The organism is Variovorax sp. VNK109 (assembly GCF_049445855.1).
Classification (GTDB): Bacteria; Pseudomonadota; Gammaproteobacteria; order Burkholderiales; family Burkholderiaceae_C; genus JAGOCV01.
Window position 1 is genome coordinate 154,961 of sequence record NZ_JBMSDV010000001.1, and the last position, 21,212, is coordinate 176,172.

Below are 21,212 nucleotides of genomic sequence, written 5' to 3' on the forward strand. Positions count from 1 at the left end.
AATTCTCCTATGGAAATTTCACAGCAATGCGTGGTCGGTCTCACCTGGACGCTCAAGGACACACTGGGCGAAGAACTGGACGTCCTCGAGGAACCCGTCGAGTTCCTCGTGGGCGGGGGCGACCTCCTCGCCAAGATAGAGGAAGCCCTCCAAGGGCATGAACCGGGCGCGACCCTGAACCTGCATCTGGAGCCGGAAGAGGCGTTTGGCGACTACGACGAGCAACTGGTGTTCCTCGAAGCGCGCTCGCTGTTTCCCGCAGGCCTCGAAGAAGGCATGACCTTCGAAGGCCTACCGGAAGGCGGCAACGCTGATGCACCGAAGAACCTGCTTTTCACCGTCACGGAAATCTATCCGGAGCATGTCGTGCTGGACGGCAACCATCCGTTGGCAGGCATTGCACTGCGCATTGCCCTCAAAGTTCATACCGTGCGTGAAGCCACCGAAGAGGAAATCGGTGAGGGCACGGCCGGCACCGGCTTCTTCCGTGTCACGCCACAAGCGCCGGGAAGCTCGTCACTGCATTGAGCGACGAGCTTCCCGTGTGCGCGGTCGGGCACTGAAGTGCCCGACCGATGCGAGTGTCTTACTCGCGGAGGTCTTGCGCGCGGTCAGACGCGCGAGATCTGGCCGTCCTGGATCCTCACGCGGTCACCCACGCGCAGATCCCCAGGGGACGGCACGTCGTATGAACGCATGGTGCCGTTGTCGACCTGGATGGACACACGGTAGGTTTCGTTGACGGTGTTGCGGTTGCGGCCTTCCACATTGTTGCCGACCACTGCGCCGCCGACAGCGCCTGCAGCGGTAGCCAGCGCGCGACCCGAACCACCGCCGATCTGATTGCCGATCACCGCACCTGCGATGCCGCCAATCACGGCGCCAGCACCCGAGGGACGGCCGCCGCGCTCTTCGGTACGGATGATGTCGACGGAAGATACACGACCGAATTCGACGTAGCTGGCCGAGGCGACAGGCGGATATGCCGGTGAGTACGGACGGCTCGTCACCACCTGCTCAGGCGGGAGATTCGGGTTGGTGCCGCAAGCAGCGAGCGTCGCCACGACGACCGCAGCAGACACATAGGTAAAGGTTCGAGCGATAGTGCGCATGACATCTCCTTGGAAAAGTCCGGGCTCCTCGAAGGAGAAACCCATGCGCCAATTACAGGGCGCGCCGCAGCGTCGCGCGGTCAGGCACCGGCACGGCCACCTGTACGACGCGCGCGTAGCGTCGCGTAAGACGTGTCCGACAGCCAGCCGGCAGAGCCGCCCTGCAGCTCAGCCTTTGCCGGTGGAGCCGTAACCGCCCTCACCGCGCTCGCTGGGCGGGAACTCATCCACCACGCGGAACGTGGCTTGCACCACCGGCACGATGACGAGCTGGGCGATGCGCTCCAGGGGCTGGATGGTGAAGGCGGTATCGCTGCGGTTCCAGGCGCTCACCATGAGCTGGCCCTGGTAGTCACTGTCGATCAGACCCACCAGGTTGCCCAGCACGATGCCGTGCTTGTGCCCCAACCCGGAGCGCGGAAGGATCAGTGCTGCATACGATGGATCGCGCAGGTAGATCGCAATGCCGGTCGGCACGAGCTGCCATGCATTCGGTTCGAGCGTGAGGGGCTCCTGCAGGCAGGCCCGCAGGTCCAGGCCTGCGCTGCCCGGCGTTGCATAGGCGGGGAGTTGATCCGCCATGCGCGGATCGATGATCTTGACGTCGAGGTTCATGTTCAGCGGTTGCCACGCTGCCCGAGCAGCTGGCGAAGAATGGTGGCGAGGTCCGGCGGGCCGGACATCGGTTGCATGGGTTGCGGCGCGGCCCTGGCCTTGCGCATGACGATTCCCGGTGGCGGCGACGTCAACTGCTCGACATAACGCACGAAATCGCCATCCGGCGGGGTGTCATACAGCTTGTTCATGCGTGCTCCCTGCGTGCCTGCGCCATGCGGCCGGCAATTTCCGAAATGAGCTGACGGGCCAGCACGAGCTTGCTGGCACGCGGCACTTCACGCACGCCCTGCGCGTCCACCAGCAGCAACTGGTTGTCGTCCTGCCCGAAGGCCGCCGGGCCGATGTTGCCCACCAGCAGCGGAATGCCCTTGCGCGCGCGCTTGGCCTGCGCATTGACCAGCAGGTCATGGCTCTCGGCCGCGAAGCCCACGCAATACAAATCGCCCTTCTGCGCGCGCTCGCTTTGCGCCAGCGTATGCAGGATGTCCGGGTTTTCGGTGAAGGCCACGACGGGTGCCTGCCCCGAGCCGTCCTTCTTGATTTTCTGTTCGCTTGGCGACGCTGGCCGCCAGTCCGCCACTGCCGCAGTGGCGATGAACACGGTCGCCTGCGACGCAAATCGAAGCGACGCATCGAGCATGTCGCGCGCGGACTGCACGTCGATGCGCGTCACGCCACGTGGCGTGGGCACGGCGACGGGGCCGGCAATGAGCGTCACGTCGGCACCCGCCTCGCGCGCAGCGCGGGCCACGGCGAAACCCATCTTCCCGGACGAATGGTTGGTCACGCCGCGGATCGGATCGATCGCCTCGAACGTCGGCCCTGCCGTCACGAGCACGTGCTGACCGCGCATCGGCTTGGGCTGGAAGAACGCAATGATGTCCTCGAGCAGTTGTGGCGGTTCGAGCATGCGGCCGTCGCCCGTCTCGCCACAGGCCTGGAAGCCGCTGCCCACACCCAGGATGACGGCACCGTCCGCATCGAGCTGCCGGAGGTTGCGCTGCGTCGCCGGGTGCGCCCACATCTCGCGGTTCATGGCCGGCGCGATGAGCAACGGCACGCGATCGATCGGCCGGGCCAGGCACATCAGGCTGAGCAGGTCGTCCGCACGGCCGTGCAGCAGCTTGGCCATGAAATCCGCGCTGCAGGGCGCGAGCACGATGGCGTCGGCCTCGCGGCTCAGGTTGATGTGCGGCATGTTGTTGGACTCGCGGGCATCCCATTGCGAGTCGTAGACGGTGCGACCCGAGAGCGCCTGCATCGTCACCGGGGTGATGAACTGCTCGGCAGCGGCTGTCATCACCACCTGGACAGTCGCCCCCTCCTTGATGAATGCGCGGCAGAGCTCCGCCGCCTTGTAGCAGGCGATGCCACCGGTCAGCCCGAGGATGATGTGTTTGCCGGCGAGGTCGTTCATGGGGCGCATGGTATCAAGGATGCCGAGCGTATAATCTCGCTTTACCACCTCCTTCGGGGTCACGCCCCGAACCTGACATGACCAAATTCGTCTTCGTCACCGGCGGTGTGGTGTCCTCCCTGGGCAAGGGAATCGCCTCAGCCTCCCTCGCCGCGATCCTTGAATCGCGGGGCCTCAAAGTCACCCTCATCAAGCTCGATCCGTACATCAACGTCGACCCCGGCACGATGTCGCCCTTCCAGCACGGTGAAGTCTTTGTGACCGACGACGGTGCCGAAACCGACCTGGACCTCGGCCACTATGAGCGCTTCATCACGACGCGCATGCGCAAGGCCAACAACTTCACCACCGGCCAGATCTACAAGAGCGTTCTCGAAAAGGAACGCCGCGGCGACTACCTCGGCAAGACCGTGCAGGTCATCCCGCACGTCACCAACGAAATCCAGGAATACGTCAAGCGCGGCGCGGGCATCGGCTCCGACCATGCGGTGGACGTGGCCATCGTCGAGATCGGTGGGACCGTGGGTGACATCGAGTCCCTGCCCTTCCTGGAAGCCGCGCGCCAGATGAGCCTGAAGCTCGGCCCCAACAATGCCGCTTTCGTCCACCTGTCTTACGTACCGTGGATCGCTGCCGCCGGTGAGCTCAAGACCAAGCCCACGCAGCACACCGCGCAGAAGCTGCGGGAAATCGGCATCCAGGCCGACGCCCTGCTCTGCCGTGCCGACCGACCGATCCCCGAAGACGAGCGCGCGAAGATTTCGCTGTTCTCCAACGTGCCCGAATGGGGCGTCATTTCCATGTGGGACGTGGACACCATCTACAAGGTGCCGCGCATGCTGCACGAGCAGGGCCTGGACGGCCTGATCTGCGACAAGCTGCGCCTGAACACGCCGCCCGCCAACCTCAAGCGCTGGGACGACCTCGTCTACGAAACGGAACACCCGAAGGGCGAGGTCACCATCGCCATGGTCGGCAAGTACGTCGACCTGTCGGACAGCTACAAGTCGCTCAACGAAGCACTGCGCCACGCCGGCATGAAGAACCATGCGCGCGTGAAGATCGAGTACGTCGACTCCGAAACCATCACGCCCGAGACCGTCTCGCGCCTCTCCAAATTCGACGCGGTGCTGGTGCCCGGCGGCTTCGGCAAGCGCGGCATCGAAGGCAAGATCGCCGCGGCCCGTTTTGCACGCGAGAACAAGCTGCCCTACCTCGGCATCTGCCTGGGCATGCAGGTCGCGACCATCGAAGTGGCCCGCGACATCGCAGGCCTGAAGGACGCCAACAGCACCGAGTTCGAGCCCGACACACCGCACCCCGTCATCGCCCTCATCACCGAGTGGAAAGACGCGGACGGCACGATCAAGACGCGCGACGAGAAGTCCGACCTCGGCGGCACGATGCGCCTGGGTGCCCAAAGCTCCGACGTGAAGCCTGGCACACTGGCGCACAAGATCTACGGCGACGTGGTGAACGAGCGCCACCGCCACCGCTATGAAGCCAACGTGAATTACCTGGACCAGTTGCGCGACGCCGGCCTCGTGATTTCCGCGCTCACCCAGCGCGAGCAGCTCACCGAAATCGTCGAGCTGCCGCAGACTGTGCATCCGTGGTTCATGGGCGTGCAGTTCCACCCGGAATTCAAATCCACGCCGTGGGACGGCCATCCGCTGTTCAACGCATTCGTGAAGGCCGCACTCGACCATCAGGCGATGGGCGGCAAGAAGAGCCTGAAGGCAGTTGCCTGAAGCGGCCAACTGGAGACACACCTTGTCTAGCGCCTATATCTTCGCGAATGTCACGGTCACCAATCCCCAGCAATACGACGAGTACAAGAAATGGTCCACGGCTGCCATCCAGATGCATGGGGCCGAGATCTGCGTGCGTGGTGGTGCGGTCGAAGTGCTGGAAGGTGACTGGAAGCCGGACCGCGTGGTGCTGCTCAAATTTCCCAGCGTCGAAGCTGCCAAGGCCTTCGATGCATCACCCGAATACACGAAAGCCCGCGAAGCACGCGCCGGTGCCGCCATCATGCGCATGGTGGTGATCGAAGGCGTTTGACCCTGGGCATCTGACCGATTTTTTGACTTGAACCGAGAGACACACACATGAGTGCAATTGTTGATATCGTCGGCCGCGAAGTTCTCGACAGCCGTGGCAATCCCACCGTGGAATGCGACGTCCTGCTCGAATCCGGCACCATGGGCCGCGCAGCCGTTCCGTCGGGCGCATCCACCGGCTCGCGCGAAGCCATCGAGCTGCGCGACGGCGACAAGGGCCGCTACCTTGGCAAGGGCGTGCTCAAGGCCGTCGAACACATCAACACCGAAATCTCCGAGTCCGTGCTCGGCCTCGACGCCACCGAGCAGGCTTTCCTCGACCGCACGCTGTGCGATCTGGACGGCACCGACAACAAGTCGCGCCTGGGTGCCAATGCCACGCTGGCCGTTTCGATGGCCGTGGCCCGCGCTGCCGCTGAAGAATCCGGCCTGCCGCTGTACCGCTACTTCGGTGGCATGGGTGGCATGCAGATGCCAGTGCCGATGATGAACGTCATCAACGGCGGCGCGCACGCCAACAACAGCCTGGACCTGCAGGAATTCATGATCCTGCCGGTGGGCGCGCCCAACTTCCGCGAAGCGGTGCGCTATGGCGCGGAGGTGTTCCACGCGCTCAAGAAGATCATCAACGACCGCGGCATGAGCACGGCCGTCGGCGATGAAGGTGGCTTCGCGCCCAGCGTGGCGAGCCACGAAGCAGCGATCCAGCTGATCCTCGAAGCCATCGACAAGGCGGGCTACACGGCCGGCGAGCAGATCGCGCTGGGCCTCGATTGCGCGGCCAGCGAGTTCTACAAGGACGGCAAGTACCACCTCGAAGGCGAAGGCCTGAGCCTCTCGTCCGAAGAGTGGACGAACGTGCTGGCGACGTGGGTCGACAAGTACCCGATCATCAGCATCGAAGACGGCATGCATGAAGGCGACTGGGACGGCTGGAAGACACTGACCGAACGCCTGGGCAAGAAGGTGCAGCTCGTGGGCGACGACCTGTTCGTCACCAACACGAAGATCCTGAAGGAAGGCATCGAGAAGAACATCGCCAACTCGATCCTCATCAAGATCAACCAGATCGGCACGCTGACGGAAACCTTCGCCGCCATCGAGATGGCCAAGCGCGCGGGCTACACCGCCGTCATCAGCCACCGCTCGGGTGAAACCGAAGACAGCACGATTGCCGACATCGCCGTGGGCACCAACGCCGGCCAGATCAAGACCGGCTCGCTGTCGCGCTCGGACCGCATCGCCAAGTACAACCAGCTGCTGCGCATCGAGGAAGACCTGGGCGACGTGGCCAGCTACCCCGGCCGCGCGGCGTTCTACAACCTGCGCTGACCGTTCGCCTCCACCCGCATGAGCACCCGCGTCGTCCCGGCCATCCTCATCACCCTGCTGGTGGTGTTGCATGCGCAGTTGTGGTTCGGCCGCGGGAGCCTGCCGGACGTATCGCGCCTGCAGCAGAAGCTGGACGTGCAGAAAGCGGCCAACACGAAGTCGCAGGTCGCCAACGAACGCCTCGCCGCCGAGGTGAACGACCTGCGTGAAGGTCTGGAGATGGTGGAAGAGAAGGCGCGCATGGAGCTCGGCATGGTCCGGCCCAACGAGGTCTTCGTGCAGATCGCGCGCTGACGCGGCTCATGCCGCCCACGCCGCTCATGGCACTGCGCATCCACATCCTCGGTGCCGGCCATACCGGCAAGACAACGCTCCACAGCGAGCTCACCCAGGCCTTGAAGGCGCGCGGTGCGGACGTTGTCGTCTCGGAGATTTCATCCTTGCCCGACAGCCCTAGCCCTTCGCATGAAGGCGATGCGCTGCACCTCCTGATGGGGCTGGACCTCGGAAATGCGCAGGCAGGAGAGAAAGCCGATGTCGACCTGCGTTCACAACTTGCATCGGCAGGTATTGCCTACCGCGTGATTTATGGCCGGGGCCCCGCGCGACTGACAAACGCCCTGCGTGCAGTGGAAGAACGGCTCAACCCGGACCGGCAAGACCCCTCTTCCACCGTGCCCTGGGTCTGGACCTGCGAGAAGTGTTCTGACCCTGCATGTGAACATCGGCTGTTCAGCCGGCTCACGAACCGGGCCGACGAACCGTAACGGTCACTGGACGGTCGCGCTGCCCGGCGGCTGGTCGTTGCGCGACATGAAAATCTGCGCCGCGTCCACCGCATCGAAGCGGTACTGCCGACCGCAGAAATCGCAGCCGACCTCGATGTCCTCTCGCTCCGAAAGAATGCTCTCGGCTTCTTCGACGCCCAGGCCGCGGATCATCTGCATCACGCGCTCGCGGCTGCACGAGCATGCAAAGCGTGGCGTGCTGTGCTCCAGCCGCTGCACCGGTTCCTGCCAGAACAGTCGCCGCAGGACGGTGTCCACGTCGAGGGACAGCAGCTCCTCGCGCTTCAGGCTGGCGGCGAGCGTGGCGATGCGGTTGTAGTCCTCGTTGACACCGATCTCGTCCTCGTTCGCCCGCTGCGTCCCCGCAAGGTTGCCTTCGCCTTCCAGCGGCATGCGCTGGATCAACAGGCCAGCGGCCACCTTGTCATCGGCGGCCAGCACCAGCGTCGTGTCCAGTTGCTCGCTCTGCAGCATGTAGTGCTGCAGCACATCGCTGAGTTTCTCGAGCTTCTCGCGCTGGTCACCGAACAACGGCACCACGCCCTGGTAGGGCTGCTGGCCGGGCAGCTTCTCGCGCGGGTCCAGCGTGATCGCGCAGCGACCCTGGTTGTTCACGTTCACCAGCTGGCTGAGCGACGCGTCATCCGCCACATCGCCCATCACCTTGGCGGTGACGCGCAGCGACAGGTCGGACTGCACCTCGGCCACGGCCACTTTCACGGGGCCATCGCCGAAAATCTGCAGCACCAGCGCACCGTTGAACTTGATGTTCGACTGCATCAGCACACCGGCAGCAGCCATCTCGCCCAGCATGCGGGAGACGGCGGCCGGATAGGCGCCCGTCTCGTTGTTCGACGCACGCCGCTGCAGGATCTCCGTCCACGCATCGGTCAGCCGCACGATGCAACCGCGCACCGGCAGGCCTTCGAACAGGAATTTGTGTAGCTCGCTCAAAACCGGATCTTCTTTCCGCTTCTCTTGGATTCAATCAATCCTGCGGAGCCCGCGCGCGAAGCGGTGCGCGTTCTCCACATAGTGTTCCGCGCTCTGGCGCAACTTTTCCGCCGCCGCATCGTCCAGCGTGCGCACCACCTTGGCGGGCGCGCCGATGATGAGCGAATTGTCCGGGAACTCCTTGCCCTCTGTCACCACGCTGCCCGCGCCGACGATGCAGTTTTTCCCGATCTTCGCGCGGTTCAGCACCACGGCCTGGATGCCGATCAGCGAGTTGTCGCCCACCGTACAGCCATGCAGCATGACCTGGTGGCCCACCGTCACGTTGTCGCCGATGCTCAGCGGGCAACCCACGTCGGCATGCAGGACGCTGCCGTCCTGGATGTTGCTGTTGCGTCCGATCTTCAGCAGCTCGGTATCGCCGCGCAACACCGCGCCGAACCATATGCTGGCGTTTTCGGCCAGTTCAACCTCGCCGATCACCTGGGCGCTGTCCGCTACCCAGGCGCCTTCGGCCAGTTTGGGGGCCTTGCCATCGAGTTCGTAGATCGCCATGCTGATGTCTCTTCGTGTGGGGAAAAATAGAATTGTAGGGATGGAACTCAGACAATGCGCGCTGCAGGCCTTGTGCCTGGCCGACCCTGTCGAAAAGGCCGACAGCCTCAAGGCCGCGTGGGCCAACACACCCGGCATCGCCGTGGACATGGCTCGCGCGCCCGTTCCATCAAAGCCGCTGCCCGGCCGTCCCGCGCGCCCCACGCTCGTTCCGCCCAAGGACGTGCCCCACCGGTCACCCTTTACCCCGCAGGGCATGGCCGGTCTGCTTCATTCGATCTGTCACATCGAATTCAATGCCATCAACCTCGCGCTTGACGCCATCTGGCGCTATTCCGGCATGCCGCGCGATTTCTACATGGACTGGCTGCACGTGGCGCGCGAAGAGGCCTGCCACTTCACCTTGCTGCGCGAGCACATGGAGGCGATCGGCCACCGGTACGGCGACTTTCCCGCGCACGACGGCCTCTGGACGATGTGCGAGAAGACGAAGGACGACGTCGTTGCCCGCATGGCGCTGGTGCCGCGCACGCTGGAAGCGCGCGGACTGGATGCGTCGCCGCTGATCCAGGGCAAGCTGCTCAAGGTCGGTACGCCGGACGCGCTCAAGGCCGTGGACAACCTGGGCATCATCCTGCGTGACGAAGTAGGCCATGTAGCCGTCGGCAACCGCTGGTACCGTTGGCTTTGCGAGCGTGACGGGCTGGATCCGCTGGCGCACTATCGCGTGCTGTATCGCCTGCACGAGGCGCCGCGGCTGAAAGCGCCTTTCAATTTCGAAGCGCGGACGCGGGCCGGTTTCACGCCGGAAGAACTGGCAGCACTGGACCCATCGCCATCGCCGCTGCCGGAACTGCGCCCACTGTAGGGCACCCGAGCATCAGGGCATGCGCACCGATGCATGGAAATCCATGACGGCTCGTGCGACGCTCATGGCCGCGAGCGCCGAAGTTCTCGGGTTGGAAGCCATGGGCTCGTTGGAGAGCGTGATCTCGAACTCGCCAAACACACCCCGCGCGCGTATGACGTGGCGGTTGAGCGAGAGCGAAGGATCCGCCGTCAGCATCACGCGCGTGCGGTCGAGCCCCATGCCCGCGAGGGCGACGGTCGCCGCGACGTTGGCGTTGCGCGGATAGAGGCGCGCCGCATCGCGCGCCGAACCGTCGAAGATCACCACGGGTTGCGCGAGCGCATCGAGATCGACCTGTTCGGCAGCCGGTGTGCCGCCCCAGGCGCGCGGCGGTTTGCGCCCTTCGTATTCCACGTGCGAAAGACCGTCGAGCGCGGCGGCCGACAGCACATCGATGCCCCCCACCCCGCCCGCAACGAGCCGCAGGAATGTGCGACCTTTGCTGGCCGCCTCTTCCAGTCGTGCGGCAAGTTCCTCATCGGCCAGCGCACCGACCGACGCGACGATGCAGGGAATGCCCCTGCCCAGCGCAGGCAGGACATGCTGCGCCACGGCGGCTCCACCGGCGCATTCGACGACGAGATCCACGCCAGCGGATGGCACGGCCTGCGCAACCGCATGCACGGACCGCGTGACCAGGCAAACGACCTGGACATCCGGCGAATGCTGCGCCAGATGGCGGACTACGGCGGTGCCGATCGCACCGCCTCCCACGATGGCAACTCGCGTTTTCTTGGTCATGCTGGTATGTCGCGGTCACCCGCGTGGATGGTGTTGTGCATGGAGCTGGCGCAGTCTTTCACGCGCGACGTGCGTGTAGATGGTGGTCGTCGATATGTCCGCATGACCCAGCAACATCTGCACCGCACGCAGGTCGGCGCCGTGGTTGAGCAGGTGCGTCGCAAACGCGTGCCGCAGCGTGTGCGGCGACAGCGGCACGTCGATGCCGGCCCGCTGCGCGGACTTCTTCACGACTACCCAGAACATCGCCCGGGTCATGCCCGCGCCGCGCGAGGTGACGAACAGGTCCTGCGTCTGCTGGCCGGCGAGGATCGCGCCCCGCCCTTCTGCCAGATAGCGCTCGAGCCATTGCCGCGCCACTTCGCCGAAGGGCACGAGCCGTTCCTTGCTGCCTTTGCCCATGACGCGCAGCACGCCTTCGTTCATGCCAACATTGAAGACCTTCAGCCCCACAAGCTCGCTCACGCGCAGGCCACTGGCGTAGATCAGCTCGAGCATGGTGCGGTCACGCAGGCCGAGCGGTGTGTCCACGTCCGGCGCAGCGAGCAAGGCCTCGACCTGCGCCTCACTCAGCGACTTGGGCACGCGCAGCGGCTGCCGCGCAGCTTCGAGGCGAAGTGTCGGGTCGGCGTCGATGCGCCGCTCGCGCAACGCCCAGCGGAAATAGCGCTTGAAGACAGTCAGGCGCCGGTTGGCCGTCGTGGCCTTGGTGTCCGCATGACGCTCCGCACGGTAGCGGTTGAGCTTTTCCTCGGTGGTGTCATCCAGTCGCAGCCCCTGCCCGGCAAGCCAGCCGGCATAGAGCGCCAGGTCGCGCCGGTAAGCGGCCAGCGTGTTGCGCGACAGGCCTTCTTCCAGCCACAGGGCGTCGATGAAAGTGTCGATGCTGGAGGCGCTGTCATTCTGCGCGGTGGACTGCATGGGGCGACGATAGCAAAACGAATCAAGAAATGAAAAGGCCGCAGGGCGAACCGTGCGGCCTCGCGGAAAAGAAAGCTGCGCTTATTCGAGCGTCAGCTTCTGCTTGACCACCACTTCCTTGTAGACCTCGAGTTCGGCCTTGATCTGCGCGGCGAACTGCTCGGGCGTATTGCCGACGACGATGGAACCCGTGTCCTCGATGCGCTTGCGCACGGCCGGGTCTTCCAGCGACTTCTTCACGCCGGCGGACACCTTGTCCACCACTTCCTTGGGCAGACCCTTGGGGCCCAGGATGCCGTAGTACGCCATGCGGTTCACCGGTTCGAGGCCGACTTCCTTGAAAGTCGGCACGTCGGGCAGCGCGGCCAGTCGCTGGGGCGCAGCCACGACGATCGGGATCAGGCGGCCTTCCTTGATGAAGGGCAGCGCCGACGGCAGGTTGTCGAAGATCATCGGGATCTGACCGGCCACCGCGTCATTGAGTGCCGGGCCCGCGCCACGGTACGGGATGTGCGTGACGAAGGTATTCGACAGGCTCTTGAACAGCTCCATCTGCAGGTGGCCGATGCCGCCCGTGCCCGACGAACCGTACGAGTACTTGCCGGGCGACTTCTTCAGTTCGGCGATGAACGCCTTGTAGTCCTTGGCAGGGAATGAAGGATGCACCGCGATCACGTTCGGCGTGGCCGCGATGTTGATGATCGGCGTGAAGTCGGTCACCGGGTTGTAGGGAATCTTGGGGTTGATGGCCGGGTTGGCTGCCGTGGTGGACACGGTGGCCACGCCAAGCGAATAGCCATCGGGCGTCGCGCGCACGGTTTCGGTCGCGCCGACCACGCCGCCTCCGCCAGCCTTGTTGATCACCACCACGCTCTGTCCCAGGGCCTTGCCCAGCGGATCGGCGATGACGCGGCCGACGATGTCGGTCGTGCCACCGGGCGCGAATGGAACCTGAAGCTGAATCGGCTTGTTGGGGTAGCCCTGCGCAAGCGCAGAACCGGCCGCGGCAGCCAGGGTGAAGGCGCCGGTCACGGCCATCCATTGACGTCGTTGCATTGCTTAACTCCTCTATGCGATCGAAACGTTCGATGCTAAACGCTCGTGTTCCCTACATGCCCCCTCGATACGGCCAATCCATAAGGGCAAACCCCAATGAACGCCCCTGTGGGCGGTTATGCTTCGCGCCGTGAACTACGCGCAGCTGCTATTCCCCGATTTCTCCCTGATCCTGTGTGGTTATCTGGTGTGCCGCTACACCGCCCTGGACCGTTCGGTCTGGGAAAAGGTCGAAAGCCTCGTCTACTACTTCCTCTTCCCGATCCTGCTGTTCCAGTCCATCGTGCGCAGCCCGCTCGATCTGGGGTCAGCGTCCAGCCTCATCGCGGCCGGTGTGGTGTGCGGCCTTTCGGCCATCGGCCTGTCCTACGCGCTGCCCTACCTGCCGGTGCTGGGCGGTCACATCGATCGGCGCGAGCATGCGGGGGCGGCGCAGGTGGCGTTCCGGTTCAACTCGTTCATCGCCCTCGCACTCGCCGACCGCATCGCGGGGCCCGAGGGCCTGCTGCTGATCGCCGTGCTCATCGGCGTGTGCGTGCCGATCCTCAACATCGCCGCCGTCTGGCCCATGGCGCGCCACGGCCAGGGCGGTTTCCTGCGCGAGCTTGTGCGCAACCCGCTCATCATCGCCACGGCCTCCGGGCTCGTCGCCAACATCGCCGGATTGCATATCCCCTTCTGGCTCGAACCCACCGTATCGCGCATCGGCGCAGCGTCCATCGCGCTGGGCCTGATGTCCGCCGGCGCCGGCATGCAGCTGGGCTCGCTCGCCCGCGGCAAGACGCTGGCCGTGGCCGTGCTGTCCATCCGCCACCTCATCACCCCGCTGATCGCCGCCGGCATGGCCTGGGTGTTCAAGCTCACGCCGCTGCAGGCCACCGCGCTGCTCACCTTCTCCGCCCTGCCCACGGCATCGACCTGCTATGTACTGGCAGCGCGCATGGGCTACAACGGGCCGTACGTGGCGGGGCTGGTCACGCTCTCCACCTTGCTGGGAATGTTGAGTCTGCCGTTTGCGCTCGGGGTATTGCGGGGCTGAACCCGCTCGCCCAGGTCGATCAGATCGCAATCGGCAGCACCTTCAGCGGGTCTTCGGGGCGGCACCACGCCGTCAGAGTTGACCCTCCAGATGTTCCGGCGCTGCGATGGTGCGCATCCACTTGATGGATTCGACCTTCCAGCCGGGTTCGCGCTTGATGATGTCCATCACGCCCGGCAGATGGGCGGCACCATAAGTCACATAGATCCTGGGATGCGGATCGGACAGCAGTTGGGCTGCGAGATGGCGGTTGCGGAAATCGAGCACCACCGAGTCCATCGCGCCGCCTTGCCGCTCGTTGGTGCGGCGCATGACTTGCGTCATCAGGCCGCGGCAGAGCGTGCCGGCCAGCACGCGCCGGCGCTCGTCACCGGCCTTTTGCCGCTCGATGAGCCAGCCAATCACGTCCGGCGCGTCGTCATCCGCCGCCGCTGGCGCCTCGCGTTCGCGCATGGCGGCGGCAAAGGCCGGATCGGCCTGCATCAGACGGTCGTATTCCTGCTTCATGGCGCGGGTGTTCACGTCCATGGTGACGTGGCGCTCTGGATGGGTGCGGGCGTCAGCGACGAGCGGACCGAAGTAGTCGATCTGGTATGACAGGCCGCACATCTTTCCCAGTTCGCGATAACTGTCCCCCAGATCTTTTCCGTGGCTCAGGGTGGTGCGGAACCACGCGTTGGCCTCGGCATCGCTGTCGGCCACGCCCTCGTAGGCGAGCAAGTAACCGTCTGCCAGCGCCTTCTCCAGGTCGTACACCACGGCCTGGTAGAAGCGCTCCGCGCCGACGTGCTGCATACCTTGCAGCACGATGGTGCGCGTTCCATTACCCAGGGTGATGGTGGGCACGATGGCCGGTCGCGCTTCCGTGGTCACCGCAAGGAAGTAGATGGGCGCCGCCACCGCCCCGCACAACAGGAACCAGAGGCCGGCGCTCGTGCGCGCCCATACCTTGGCCCAAGGCCGGCTGCGCGCGGGCCGCCAGCCGCACCGCCACAGCCAGGCCACCGGCAAGGCGATCACTGCCGCCAGCGCGGCAAGCGCCGGGAGCAGCAGCCACGTGAATCCCAGCACCACCGGCAATCCGCAGAGGAATGAGATCACGAGCGCGGCCCATGTCAGCGTCGAGACGCGGATGGCCCAGGAGGATGATTGCGCGGGTCGGGCCATGTTCAGAACCGCCGGCTTGCGCCCCAGTCGCCGACGTCGCACTTGCCACTGAATCCGGGTCGGCCCTTGATCTCGGCGAACCCGCTGCGCCGGTCGATTTCGACAGCCAATCGGTTGAGCCCATTCACACGGTAATGCGCAGTAATGCGGTCCGCGCCCATCTGCAGGTCTTCAAGGGGCCACCAGCCATCGGTGCCACCGGAATTCAGGGGCGGGATCATCTTCTCGCTGAGATGCACCCGTCCGCTGCCGTCACGGAAGTCGAACTGCACGCCGGTCTGGAACTGCTCTGATGCGGTTTCCATGCGCTGCATCGGCTCGTAGCGCTTGCTCTTCTCGTTCCACTGGTAGCCGGAATGGCTCGAATAGACCGCATGCTCGCCCTGCCCGTAGCACACGAGCGTGAGGACGTCGGGGCGCGGCGCCGCAGGGCTGGCTCCGGCCATGCCGCCAGGGCGGCAGTTCTGCTCCGGGATGCGGTTGATCGTGGCGTAGCGTCCTTCCGTGGTGGCCACCGCGACGCAGGCGCGCTGGACTTCGCTCCACCAGATGGTCCACGACTGATCGCGAACCAGGGTCGCGCGGACCTGCTGGTACCCACGCGCGAGCAGCTGGGTCTCGCCCCCTGCCCCACGCGCACCGACGAGGTCCTCGAGGTCGGGCGGCGTTTGTGCCTGCGCCAGCGGCGCGCACATCAACAAGGCGGCAAGCAGTGTCACGGCCGCAGGAAGGTGTGGTTTCATTTCTTCGCTCCTTTGTCGAATGGCTGCAGCAACTGAGAGAGTCTACGCAGCACCTTGCGGGCCGTCGCGCGCAGACTCGCGCCGCCGGAGGCCCTCGTCGTCGGGCAGATGCAGGTCGAGCTGTGGATACGGAATGGCAATGCCTTCGGCCTGCAGCGCAGCCAGGATGCGCGCCAGCAGCTCGCTGCGCAACGCGCCCCAGTTGTCGATGTTCAGTGTCCAGGCGCGCAGCACGAAGTTCAATGCGTTGTCTCCATAGCCTGCGAGCTGAGCGCTCGGCGCAGGATTGCCGGCGATGCCCGGAGTGGCCCGCGCGGTGCATTCGAGCAGCTGCAACACCTTGGCTGGATCGCTGCCATAGGCCACGCCGACTGCAATCTCGAAGCGGCGGCTGCGGTCGAACATCGTCCAGTTGGTGAGATTGCTGCTGAGCAGCAGGCCGTTGGGCACGACGACGTCGGCGCCGTCGTAAGTGCGGATGGTGGTCGCGCGAAGCCCGATCGCGCGCACGGTGCCCCCGACGCCTCCGGTCTCCACCATGTCGCCGGGCTGGATTGGCCGCTCGAACATGAGCACCAGGCCCGAGACAAAGTTGTTCACAACGTTCTGCAGCCCGAAGCCCACGCCCACGCCAAGGGCGCCAACCATCAGTGTCAGCTGGTTCAGCTTCAGACCGGCTGCCGACAAAGCCACCAGCAAACCGAGCAGGAGCACGCCGTAGTAGCTGAGAGTAGCGATGCTGTTGCCTGCGCCCCGTGGCAGATGCGAGTAACGCGGCAACTCGTCGTGCAGCAGGCGTCGAACGGCGCGGGCGACCCAGTAGGCAAGCCAGACGGAAACCGCGAAGGCGAGCACGTCGCCCACGTCGATGGAAATCTCGCCAACGTCGACGCCCAGCTTGAGCACCATGGCGCCAAGATTCTGCAAGGGCTGCAGCACACGGAAGGAGCCCAGCGCATACAGCAGCCACCCCAGCGATGCAGCCAGCACCAGGACGCGCTTGCAAGCCGACAGGAGCAGCATCCCGTGTTCCTGCAGGAGCCTGCGACGCGCGATTTCCGGCTGCCCGAGCAAGGCGCGTACGATCCCCATACCGGCCACGACGGCCGCGTACAGCACAAGCGCCATGTAGCCACTGTCGGTCAATCCGCTGGTGAGCATCTCGGCCAGCGAGACGTTGCCCGCCACGTTGGCCAGAGCCGACACGGCCAGCAGCGGCACTGCCAGCCAGCCAACTGCTTTCAGCGCCCGGACCAAGCCGTTACGGGGAGCTGCCGCGTTGGCCACCGGATGGCGCAGCAACCAGACTGTCAGCCCCAGCGTGAGCAGGGTCTGCGCCAGCACGAAGAGGCGATAAATCGGCGCATCGGCGACCACCGCGACGCCGAGCCTGTCCAGCACGTAGATTGCAATCGCGACGTAAGGCCATGCGCCGAGCGCCGATAGTGCCGCCGCGGGCAACAAGCGCAACACTGGCACCAGCGCGATCAGCAAGGCGAACTCCTGCACCAGTTGCGGCGCGTCGGGTTCCAGCAGCAGCACGGCCAGCATCGACAGCAACAACCATGACGAGATCGGCCGCCGCAAGGCCGGCGCCACATGGCCGGCGGACGGCGCCTCCGCAGGCGACTGCCGGCTGCGGTAGTTCAGCCACACAATCAGTGGCAGCAGCAACACCTGCAGCGCACGCAGTGCCTGCTGGTTGGCTGTATTGGCGGCGTTGTAGTCGACCGCAAACCGGCTCTCCACGTCCAGCCCCCGCTCCATGGCCTCCCGCGCCTCACCGGCGCCCAGCCCTGCGCCCAGGCCGCGCCAGATCGGCGGCGAATCGATCCGCAGCAGTCGGCGGTCGATCTCTTCCATGGCAGCTTGCGAGGCGCTGGCGCCGGCCTCGATGCGCGCCTTCAGTTCCCCCGCGCGCTGCGTGAGGGCGAACTGGCGTGTCAATGCGGTGCCCAATTCAGCTTCGGCGCTGTCGATCTGGGCGAGGATCGCATCCACGCGTTGCGACATGACGGCGGGCAGACCATCCAGTAATCCGGACGCCCGTGTGGCCGACCACGCCTGTCGGCGCTGCGCGAGTTGGAGCGCACTGTCGGCGTAAGGTGTGAAGTCGCGCCGCGCCTGCGCTTCCCATCGCGCGACGCGCTCGGCGTCGAAACTCCAGTGGCGCGACAGGCTTTCGAGCCGCCGGATCGGCAACGCATGCAGGTTCGCGGTTCCCTCGGCGTCCAGCTTGGAATCGACCGAGCGGGCAATCTCGTCGAGCTGGCGAGCCAGTCGCACGACCGGATCGGTGGACGCCAGCAATCGGGACGCGCGCTCGGCGCGCTGCTGGTCCTCGGCGGCCCTCGACAGGATGTCGCTCATCGCGATCGGGGCTGCGGCTGCCGGAGTCGGTGACATCTCGCTCGGAGGAGCGGCGCTTACCATGGATGCCATGGCGACGGAGGCCACAAGAGCGGCAATGAGGCGGCGGACTGCATGGCCGGGCCAGGGCGATGTTCTGATGTTCGGCATCTGGAAAACGGGCGTTCATCGGGACGCTTCTTACGTTGAATGTCCACAGGTGGTCCGATGGTGCCCCGCGCATCATTGCAGAACAATGCGCGGCCAGTCAACGCAACGGCCCGCGCCAACGCAGCCCGACCGCAATGCGTGCGCCTACCGGCTCAGCGCTGCGCCAGCCCCCAAAGCACATGCTCGCGAACAAGCATGCTCGAATGCGCGCGATGCACCGCAAGCCCATCGCGCAGGGAGACATCCCCACTCTCGCGCCACATGTTCCCCATGGCCACCGCCACATTGCGCTGCCATCGCTCATGCCCGATGCGGCGGATGGGGCTGCCTTCGGTGTAGTGCAGGAACTGGTCTTCGGTCCACGCCATCAGGTCGACCAGTTGGGCGTGCCCGAGACCATGGCGTTCGTCGAAGTCGGGCAAGGTGCTGCGTTGCGCGAATTTGTTCCACGGGCAGATGAGCTGGCAGTCGTCGCAACCGTAGATGCGGTTGCCGATGAGTGGGCGCAAATCCAACGGAATCGGCCCCGCATGTTCGATGGTGAGGTAAGAGATGCATCGGCGTGCGTCCAGCCGGTGCGGCGCGATGATGGCCTGCGTGGGGCAGACGTCGATGCATGCGCTGCAGCTGCCGCAATGCGGGGCGACAGGTTCACTGGGCTCAAGGGCCATGTCGACATAGATTTCGCCGAGGAAGAACATCGACCCGGCCTCGCGGTTGAGCAGCAGCGTGTGCTTGCCGCGCCAGCCCTGCCCGCTGCGCGCTGCAAGCTCGGCTTCGAGCACGGGCGCGGAGTCGGTGAAGACGCGGTGGCCGAACGGGCCCAGTTCTTCGCCGATGCGGTCACTCAGCTTCTGCAGGCGGCTGCGCAGGACCTTGTGATAGTCGCGACCACGTGCATAGATCGAGATCACCGCTTCGGCGGCGTCATTCAGGCGGGAAAGTTCCTTGTCCTGCCACTGGGCAGGCGTGTCGCGCGGCAGGTAGTCCATGCGTGCGGTGATCACGCTCACCGTGCCGGGCACGAGTTCGGCAGGGCGCGCGCGCTTGAGGCCATGGGTTTCCATGTAGGCCATCTCGCCATGGAAGCCGTTGTCAAGCCATTGCAGCAACCCCGGCTCGGCGGAGGACAAATCGACCCCTGCGATGCCGATTTGGGAGAATCCCAGTTCGCGGGCCCAAGCCTGCATGCGAGCAACGAGTTGAGTGCTGTCGACGTTCACCACCCGCCCATTGTAGAAACCGTGACCTGGCGCACGGAACAGGACACGCAGGCCGCCGCGGAAGCGCTGGCCGCGAGCCCCTCCGTGCGCGATGCATTCATCTCGCTGCACGGCGATCTGGGCGCAGGCAAGACGACGTTCGTGCGGCACCTGCTGCGCGCCCTCGGCGTGACGGGGCGCATCAAGAGTCCCACCTACGCCGTGGTCGAGCCCCATGAAGTCCCGGCATCCAGTGGCAAACACTTGAGCATCTGGCACTTCGATTTCTACCGCTTCAACGACCCGCGCGAATGGGAAGACGCCGGCCTGCGCGACATCTTCGCGCAGCCGGGCTTGAAACTGGCCGAGTGGCCGCAGAATGCGCGCGGCTTCCTGCCGGTCGAAGACCTCGCCATCCACCTCGAAATGCAGGCCGATGAATCCCGCCGGGTTTCCCTCACCGCTCACGGTGCCCAAGGCGCTCGTGGCAGCACGCTGCTGCGCGCGCTGCAACAGGGCTCCATGGCATGAAGGCGGGACGGGCCATCGGCCGTCGTGACCTGCTGCAAGGTGGACTGCTGGTCCTCCTGCTCGGCCGGCATCACATCGCAAAGGGCGCCACCATCCTGGCGGTCCGTGTGTGGCCCGCGCCCGACTACACGCGCGTGACCATCGAGTCCGACGGTGCGCTGGTGACCCGGCAGATTTTCGTGGCCGACCCGCCGCGCCTGGCGGTGGACATCGAAGGCATCGAGCTCAACGCGGCCTTGCGAGATCTGGTCGGCAAGGTGCGCAGCGACGACCCTTTCATCAGCGGCGTGCGAGCCGGCCAGAACGCGCCGGGCGTCGTTCGCCTGGTGCTGGACCTGAAGCAACCCGCGCTGCCGCAGGTCTTCACGCTCGCGCCTGTGGCCGCCTACCAGCATCGCCTGGTGATGGACCTGTATCCCGCCCAACCGGCAGACCCGCTGGAAGCCCTGATCGCAGAGCGCATGCGCGACAGGAACGCGCCGGCACCCTCGCCTGCCGCAGCAGCTGCAGCCTCAGCCGCAGACCCGAAAGATGCGGGCAACGACCCGCTCGAAGAACTGATCGCGCGCCATGCAAGGCCCGGTGAAACGCCAGCACCGAGCGCAACGAGGAACGCGTCGCCTCCTGCTGTTGCGACGCGCCCACCCGCGCCTGCCCCCGGCGCGGTGCCGGCGCCATCACGCACCGATCGGCTCATCATCATCGCGCTCGACCCCGGTCACGGCGGCGAGGATCCGGGAGCCATCGGCCCGGCAGGCACGCGCGAGAAAGACGTCGTGCTGCGTGTGGCGCACAAGCTGCGCGAGCGCATCAACGGCACCACGATCAACGGCAACCCCATGCGCGCGTTCATGACCCGCGATGCGGATTTCTTCGTGCCGCTGCATGTGCGCGTGCAGAAGGCGCGCCGCGTGCAGGCCGACCTGATGGTGAGCATCCACGCCGACGCGTTCACCACGCCAACGGCGCGCGGCGCGAGCGTGTTCGCGCTGAGCCAGAGTGGCGCTTCGAGCAGTGCCGCGCGCTGGCTGGCCAACAAGGAGAACAGTGCCGACCTGGTGGGCGGCGTCAACATCCGCAACAACGACCGTCAGGTGCAGAGCGCGCTGCTCGACATGAGCACCACCGCGCAGATCAACGACAGCCTGAAGCTCGGCAGCGCGCTGCTGGGTGAGATCGGCAACGTCGGCCGCCTGCACAAACCGCGCGTGGAGCAGGCGGGCTTCGCCGTGCTCAAGGCACCGGACATCCCGAGCGTGCTGGTGGAGACGGCATTCATCAGCAATCCTGAAGAAGAAAAGCGCCTGGCCAGCGATGCGTACCAGGAAGAACTGGCCGATGCCCTGATGCGAGGCATCGTTCGCTACTTCGCGAAGAACCCACCGCTGGCACGCAACCGCGCGGTCTGAATCGAACGTTCAAGGCCGACACGCAAGGTCGGCACGCTCCTACATGGCGCCCACGGCGCGCTGCCTACAGTGGGGTCACAGGCAAAACAAGCCGTCGCCTCATGTGCGATGCGCCTGCGAACCCAGAACTGACA

23 protein-coding genes are annotated in these 21,212 nt (G+C 65.4%); 10 read left to right on the top strand and 13 right to left on the bottom strand.

Going from position 1 to position 21,212, the window contains the following annotated elements; genetic code table 11:
- Positions 1–9: 9 nt before the first annotated feature.
- On the top strand, positions 10–528 hold the full coding sequence (locus ACO2Q9_RS00695; RefSeq protein ID WP_423307283.1) for an FKBP-type peptidyl-prolyl cis-trans isomerase: 519 nt from the start codon (positions 10–12) through the stop codon (positions 526–528).
- An 83-nt stretch (positions 529–611) separates the two neighbouring features.
- Here the strand turns inward: ACO2Q9_RS00695 and ACO2Q9_RS00700 are convergent, their stop codons facing one another.
- The 4 genes from ACO2Q9_RS00700 to coaBC form a co-directional block, all read right to left on the bottom strand.
- On the bottom strand, positions 612–1,112 hold the full coding sequence (locus ACO2Q9_RS00700; protein ID WP_423307285.1) for a glycine zipper 2TM domain-containing protein: 501 nt from the start codon (positions 1,110–1,112) through the stop codon (positions 612–614).
- 168 nt (positions 1,113–1,280) lie between these two features.
- A complete protein-coding gene (gene dut / locus ACO2Q9_RS00705) occupies positions 1,281–1,727 on the bottom strand; it encodes a dUTP diphosphatase (RefSeq protein ID WP_423307287.1) in 447 nt (148 codons plus the stop codon).
- A gap of 2 nt (positions 1,728–1,729) precedes the next feature.
- Positions 1,730–1,918 (bottom strand): hypothetical protein, encoded by a 189-nt coding sequence (locus ACO2Q9_RS00710; RefSeq protein WP_423307289.1) that lies wholly within the window; start codon positions 1,916–1,918, stop codon positions 1,730–1,732.
- Entirely contained in the window at positions 1,915–3,147 is a 1,233-nt protein-coding gene (coaBC, locus tag ACO2Q9_RS00715) for a bifunctional phosphopantothenoylcysteine decarboxylase/phosphopantothenate--cysteine ligase CoaBC (protein ID WP_423307291.1), read from the bottom strand. Before coaBC ends, ACO2Q9_RS00710 begins: the two co-directional genes overlap by 4 nt.
- Before the next feature lie 77 nt (positions 3,148–3,224).
- On the opposite strand from coaBC, the gene ACO2Q9_RS00720 reads away from it, so the two are divergent.
- The 5 genes from ACO2Q9_RS00720 to ACO2Q9_RS00740 are packed head-to-tail and all read left to right on the top strand — an operon-like array spanning position 3,225 to position 7,309.
- Positions 3,225–4,898, top strand: a complete 1,674-nt coding sequence (locus tag ACO2Q9_RS00720; protein WP_423307293.1) for a CTP synthase — start codon at positions 3,225–3,227, stop codon at positions 4,896–4,898.
- Between the two features lie 22 nt (positions 4,899–4,920).
- Positions 4,921–5,211 (top strand): DUF1330 domain-containing protein, encoded by a 291-nt coding sequence (locus ACO2Q9_RS00725; RefSeq protein WP_423307295.1) that lies wholly within the window; start codon positions 4,921–4,923, stop codon positions 5,209–5,211.
- 47 nt (positions 5,212–5,258) lie between these two features.
- Positions 5,259–6,542: a phosphopyruvate hydratase gene (gene eno / locus ACO2Q9_RS00730; RefSeq protein WP_423307297.1), complete on the top strand. Its 1,284-nt coding sequence runs from the start codon at positions 5,259–5,261 to the stop codon at positions 6,540–6,542.
- An 18-nt stretch (positions 6,543–6,560) separates the two neighbouring features.
- Positions 6,561–6,836: a septum formation initiator family protein gene (locus ACO2Q9_RS00735; RefSeq protein WP_423307299.1), complete on the top strand. Its 276-nt coding sequence runs from the start codon at positions 6,561–6,563 to the stop codon at positions 6,834–6,836.
- 8 nt (positions 6,837–6,844) lie between these two features.
- Positions 6,845–7,309, top strand: a complete 465-nt coding sequence (locus ACO2Q9_RS00740) for a hypothetical protein (RefSeq protein WP_423307301.1) — start codon at positions 6,845–6,847, stop codon at positions 7,307–7,309.
- A 3-nt stretch (positions 7,310–7,312) separates the two neighbouring features.
- Here the strand turns inward: ACO2Q9_RS00740 and ACO2Q9_RS00745 are convergent, their stop codons facing one another.
- A complete protein-coding gene (locus tag ACO2Q9_RS00745; protein ID WP_423307304.1) occupies positions 7,313–8,284 on the bottom strand; it encodes an Hsp33 family molecular chaperone HslO in 972 nt (323 codons plus the stop codon).
- Positions 8,285–8,314: 30 nt separating this feature from the next.
- Positions 8,315–8,839, bottom strand: a complete 525-nt coding sequence (locus tag ACO2Q9_RS00750; RefSeq protein ID WP_423307306.1) for a gamma carbonic anhydrase family protein — start codon at positions 8,837–8,839, stop codon at positions 8,315–8,317.
- Positions 8,840–8,879: 40 nt separating this feature from the next.
- Here ACO2Q9_RS00750 and ACO2Q9_RS00755 point away from each other — a divergent pair, with 40 nt between their 5' ends.
- Complete coding sequence (locus ACO2Q9_RS00755) at positions 8,880–9,707, top strand: ferritin-like domain-containing protein (protein ID WP_423307308.1); 828 nt, start codon at positions 8,880–8,882, stop codon at positions 9,705–9,707.
- A 12-nt stretch (positions 9,708–9,719) separates the two neighbouring features.
- Here the strand turns inward: ACO2Q9_RS00755 and ACO2Q9_RS00760 are convergent, their stop codons facing one another.
- The 3 genes from ACO2Q9_RS00760 to ACO2Q9_RS00770 form a co-directional block, all read right to left on the bottom strand.
- Positions 9,720–10,490: an aspartate dehydrogenase gene (locus tag ACO2Q9_RS00760; protein WP_423307310.1), complete on the bottom strand. Its 771-nt coding sequence runs from the start codon at positions 10,488–10,490 to the stop codon at positions 9,720–9,722.
- Positions 10,491–10,505: 15 nt separating this feature from the next.
- Entirely contained in the window at positions 10,506–11,411 is a 906-nt protein-coding gene (gene xerD / locus ACO2Q9_RS00765; protein ID WP_423307312.1) for a site-specific tyrosine recombinase XerD, read from the bottom strand.
- An 81-nt stretch (positions 11,412–11,492) separates the two neighbouring features.
- A complete protein-coding gene (locus ACO2Q9_RS00770; RefSeq protein WP_423307314.1) occupies positions 11,493–12,467 on the bottom strand; it encodes a tripartite tricarboxylate transporter substrate binding protein BugE in 975 nt (324 codons plus the stop codon).
- 118 nt (positions 12,468–12,585) lie between these two features.
- Between ACO2Q9_RS00770 and ACO2Q9_RS00775 the strand changes: the two genes are divergently transcribed.
- On the top strand, positions 12,586–13,506 hold the full coding sequence (locus tag ACO2Q9_RS00775) for an AEC family transporter (protein WP_423307316.1): 921 nt from the start codon (positions 12,586–12,588) through the stop codon (positions 13,504–13,506).
- Between the two features lie 72 nt (positions 13,507–13,578).
- Here ACO2Q9_RS00775 and ACO2Q9_RS00780 read toward each other — a convergent pair whose 3' ends face one another.
- The 4 genes from ACO2Q9_RS00780 to queG all read right to left on the bottom strand — a co-directional run bounded on the left by ACO2Q9_RS00780 (position 13,579) and on the right by queG (position 19,126).
- Positions 13,579–14,673: a hypothetical protein gene (locus ACO2Q9_RS00780; RefSeq protein ID WP_423307318.1), complete on the bottom strand. Its 1,095-nt coding sequence runs from the start codon at positions 14,671–14,673 to the stop codon at positions 13,579–13,581.
- A gap of 2 nt (positions 14,674–14,675) precedes the next feature.
- On the bottom strand, positions 14,676–15,416 hold the full coding sequence (locus ACO2Q9_RS00785; protein ID WP_423307320.1) for a hypothetical protein: 741 nt from the start codon (positions 15,414–15,416) through the stop codon (positions 14,676–14,678).
- Between the two features lie 42 nt (positions 15,417–15,458).
- Positions 15,459–17,786, bottom strand: coding sequence for a mechanosensitive ion channel domain-containing protein (locus tag ACO2Q9_RS00790; RefSeq protein ID WP_423307322.1), 2,328 nt, complete (start codon positions 17,784–17,786; stop codon positions 15,459–15,461).
- A 302-nt stretch (positions 17,787–18,088) separates the two neighbouring features.
- Positions 18,089–19,126 (bottom strand): tRNA epoxyqueuosine(34) reductase QueG, encoded by a 1,038-nt coding sequence (queG, locus tag ACO2Q9_RS00795; protein WP_423309865.1) that lies wholly within the window; start codon positions 19,124–19,126, stop codon positions 18,089–18,091.
- Positions 19,127–19,180: 54 nt separating this feature from the next.
- On the opposite strand from queG, the gene tsaE reads away from it, so the two are divergent.
- Both tsaE and ACO2Q9_RS00805 read left to right on the top strand, forming a co-directional pair.
- On the top strand, positions 19,181–19,669 hold the full coding sequence (gene tsaE, locus ACO2Q9_RS00800; RefSeq protein ID WP_423307325.1) for a tRNA (adenosine(37)-N6)-threonylcarbamoyltransferase complex ATPase subunit type 1 TsaE: 489 nt from the start codon (positions 19,181–19,183) through the stop codon (positions 19,667–19,669).
- A complete protein-coding gene (locus ACO2Q9_RS00805; protein ID WP_423307327.1) occupies positions 19,666–21,078 on the top strand; it encodes an N-acetylmuramoyl-L-alanine amidase in 1,413 nt (470 codons plus the stop codon). The genes tsaE and ACO2Q9_RS00805 overlap by 4 nt, the downstream gene beginning before the upstream one ends.
- Positions 21,079–21,212 lie beyond the last annotated feature (134 nt).

What these genes read in the sequence shown, in the direction of transcription:
- ACO2Q9_RS00750 (WP_423307306.1), bottom strand. Translation starts at nt 8,839, where the DNA reads ATGGCGATCTACGAACTCGATGGCAAGGCCCCCAAACTGGCCGAAGGC.
- ACO2Q9_RS00775 (WP_423307316.1), top strand. Translation starts at nt 12,586, where the DNA reads ATGCTTCGCGCCGTGAACTACGCGCAGCTGCTATTCCCCGATTTCTCC.
- queG (WP_423309865.1), bottom strand. Translation starts at nt 19,126, where the DNA reads ATGCAGGCTTGGGCCCGCGAACTGGGATTCTCCCAAATCGGCATCGCA.
- ACO2Q9_RS00770 (WP_423307314.1), bottom strand. Translation starts at nt 12,467, where the DNA reads ATGCAACGACGTCAATGGATGGCCGTGACCGGCGCCTTCACCCTGGCT.
- ACO2Q9_RS00785 (WP_423307320.1), bottom strand. Translation starts at nt 15,416, where the DNA reads ATGAAACCACACCTTCCTGCGGCCGTGACACTGCTTGCCGCCTTGTTG.
- xerD (WP_423307312.1), bottom strand. Translation starts at nt 11,411, where the DNA reads ATGCAGTCCACCGCGCAGAATGACAGCGCCTCCAGCATCGACACTTTC.
- ACO2Q9_RS00695 (WP_423307283.1), top strand. Translation starts at nt 10, where the DNA reads ATGGAAATTTCACAGCAATGCGTGGTCGGTCTCACCTGGACGCTCAAG.
- ACO2Q9_RS00720 (WP_423307293.1), top strand. Translation starts at nt 3,225, where the DNA reads ATGACCAAATTCGTCTTCGTCACCGGCGGTGTGGTGTCCTCCCTGGGC.
- ACO2Q9_RS00805 (WP_423307327.1), top strand. Translation starts at nt 19,666, where the DNA reads ATGAAGGCGGGACGGGCCATCGGCCGTCGTGACCTGCTGCAAGGTGGA.
- ACO2Q9_RS00755 (WP_423307308.1), top strand. Translation starts at nt 8,880, where the DNA reads ATGGAACTCAGACAATGCGCGCTGCAGGCCTTGTGCCTGGCCGACCCT.
- ACO2Q9_RS00790 (WP_423307322.1), bottom strand. Translation starts at nt 17,786, where the DNA reads ATGAGCGACATCCTGTCGAGGGCCGCCGAGGACCAGCAGCGCGCCGAG.
- ACO2Q9_RS00700 (WP_423307285.1), bottom strand. Translation starts at nt 1,112, where the DNA reads ATGCGCACTATCGCTCGAACCTTTACCTATGTGTCTGCTGCGGTCGTC.
- dut (WP_423307287.1), bottom strand. Translation starts at nt 1,727, where the DNA reads ATGAACCTCGACGTCAAGATCATCGATCCGCGCATGGCGGATCAACTC.
- ACO2Q9_RS00740 (WP_423307301.1), top strand. Translation starts at nt 6,845, where the DNA reads ATGCCGCCCACGCCGCTCATGGCACTGCGCATCCACATCCTCGGTGCC.
- ACO2Q9_RS00710 (WP_423307289.1), bottom strand. Translation starts at nt 1,918, where the DNA reads ATGAACAAGCTGTATGACACCCCGCCGGATGGCGATTTCGTGCGTTAT.
- ACO2Q9_RS00735 (WP_423307299.1), top strand. Translation starts at nt 6,561, where the DNA reads ATGAGCACCCGCGTCGTCCCGGCCATCCTCATCACCCTGCTGGTGGTG.
- ACO2Q9_RS00760 (WP_423307310.1), bottom strand. Translation starts at nt 10,490, where the DNA reads ATGACCAAGAAAACGCGAGTTGCCATCGTGGGAGGCGGTGCGATCGGC.
- coaBC (WP_423307291.1), bottom strand. Translation starts at nt 3,147, where the DNA reads ATGAACGACCTCGCCGGCAAACACATCATCCTCGGGCTGACCGGTGGC.
- ACO2Q9_RS00780 (WP_423307318.1), bottom strand. Translation starts at nt 14,673, where the DNA reads ATGGCCCGACCCGCGCAATCATCCTCCTGGGCCATCCGCGTCTCGACG.
- eno (WP_423307297.1), top strand. Translation starts at nt 5,259, where the DNA reads ATGAGTGCAATTGTTGATATCGTCGGCCGCGAAGTTCTCGACAGCCGT.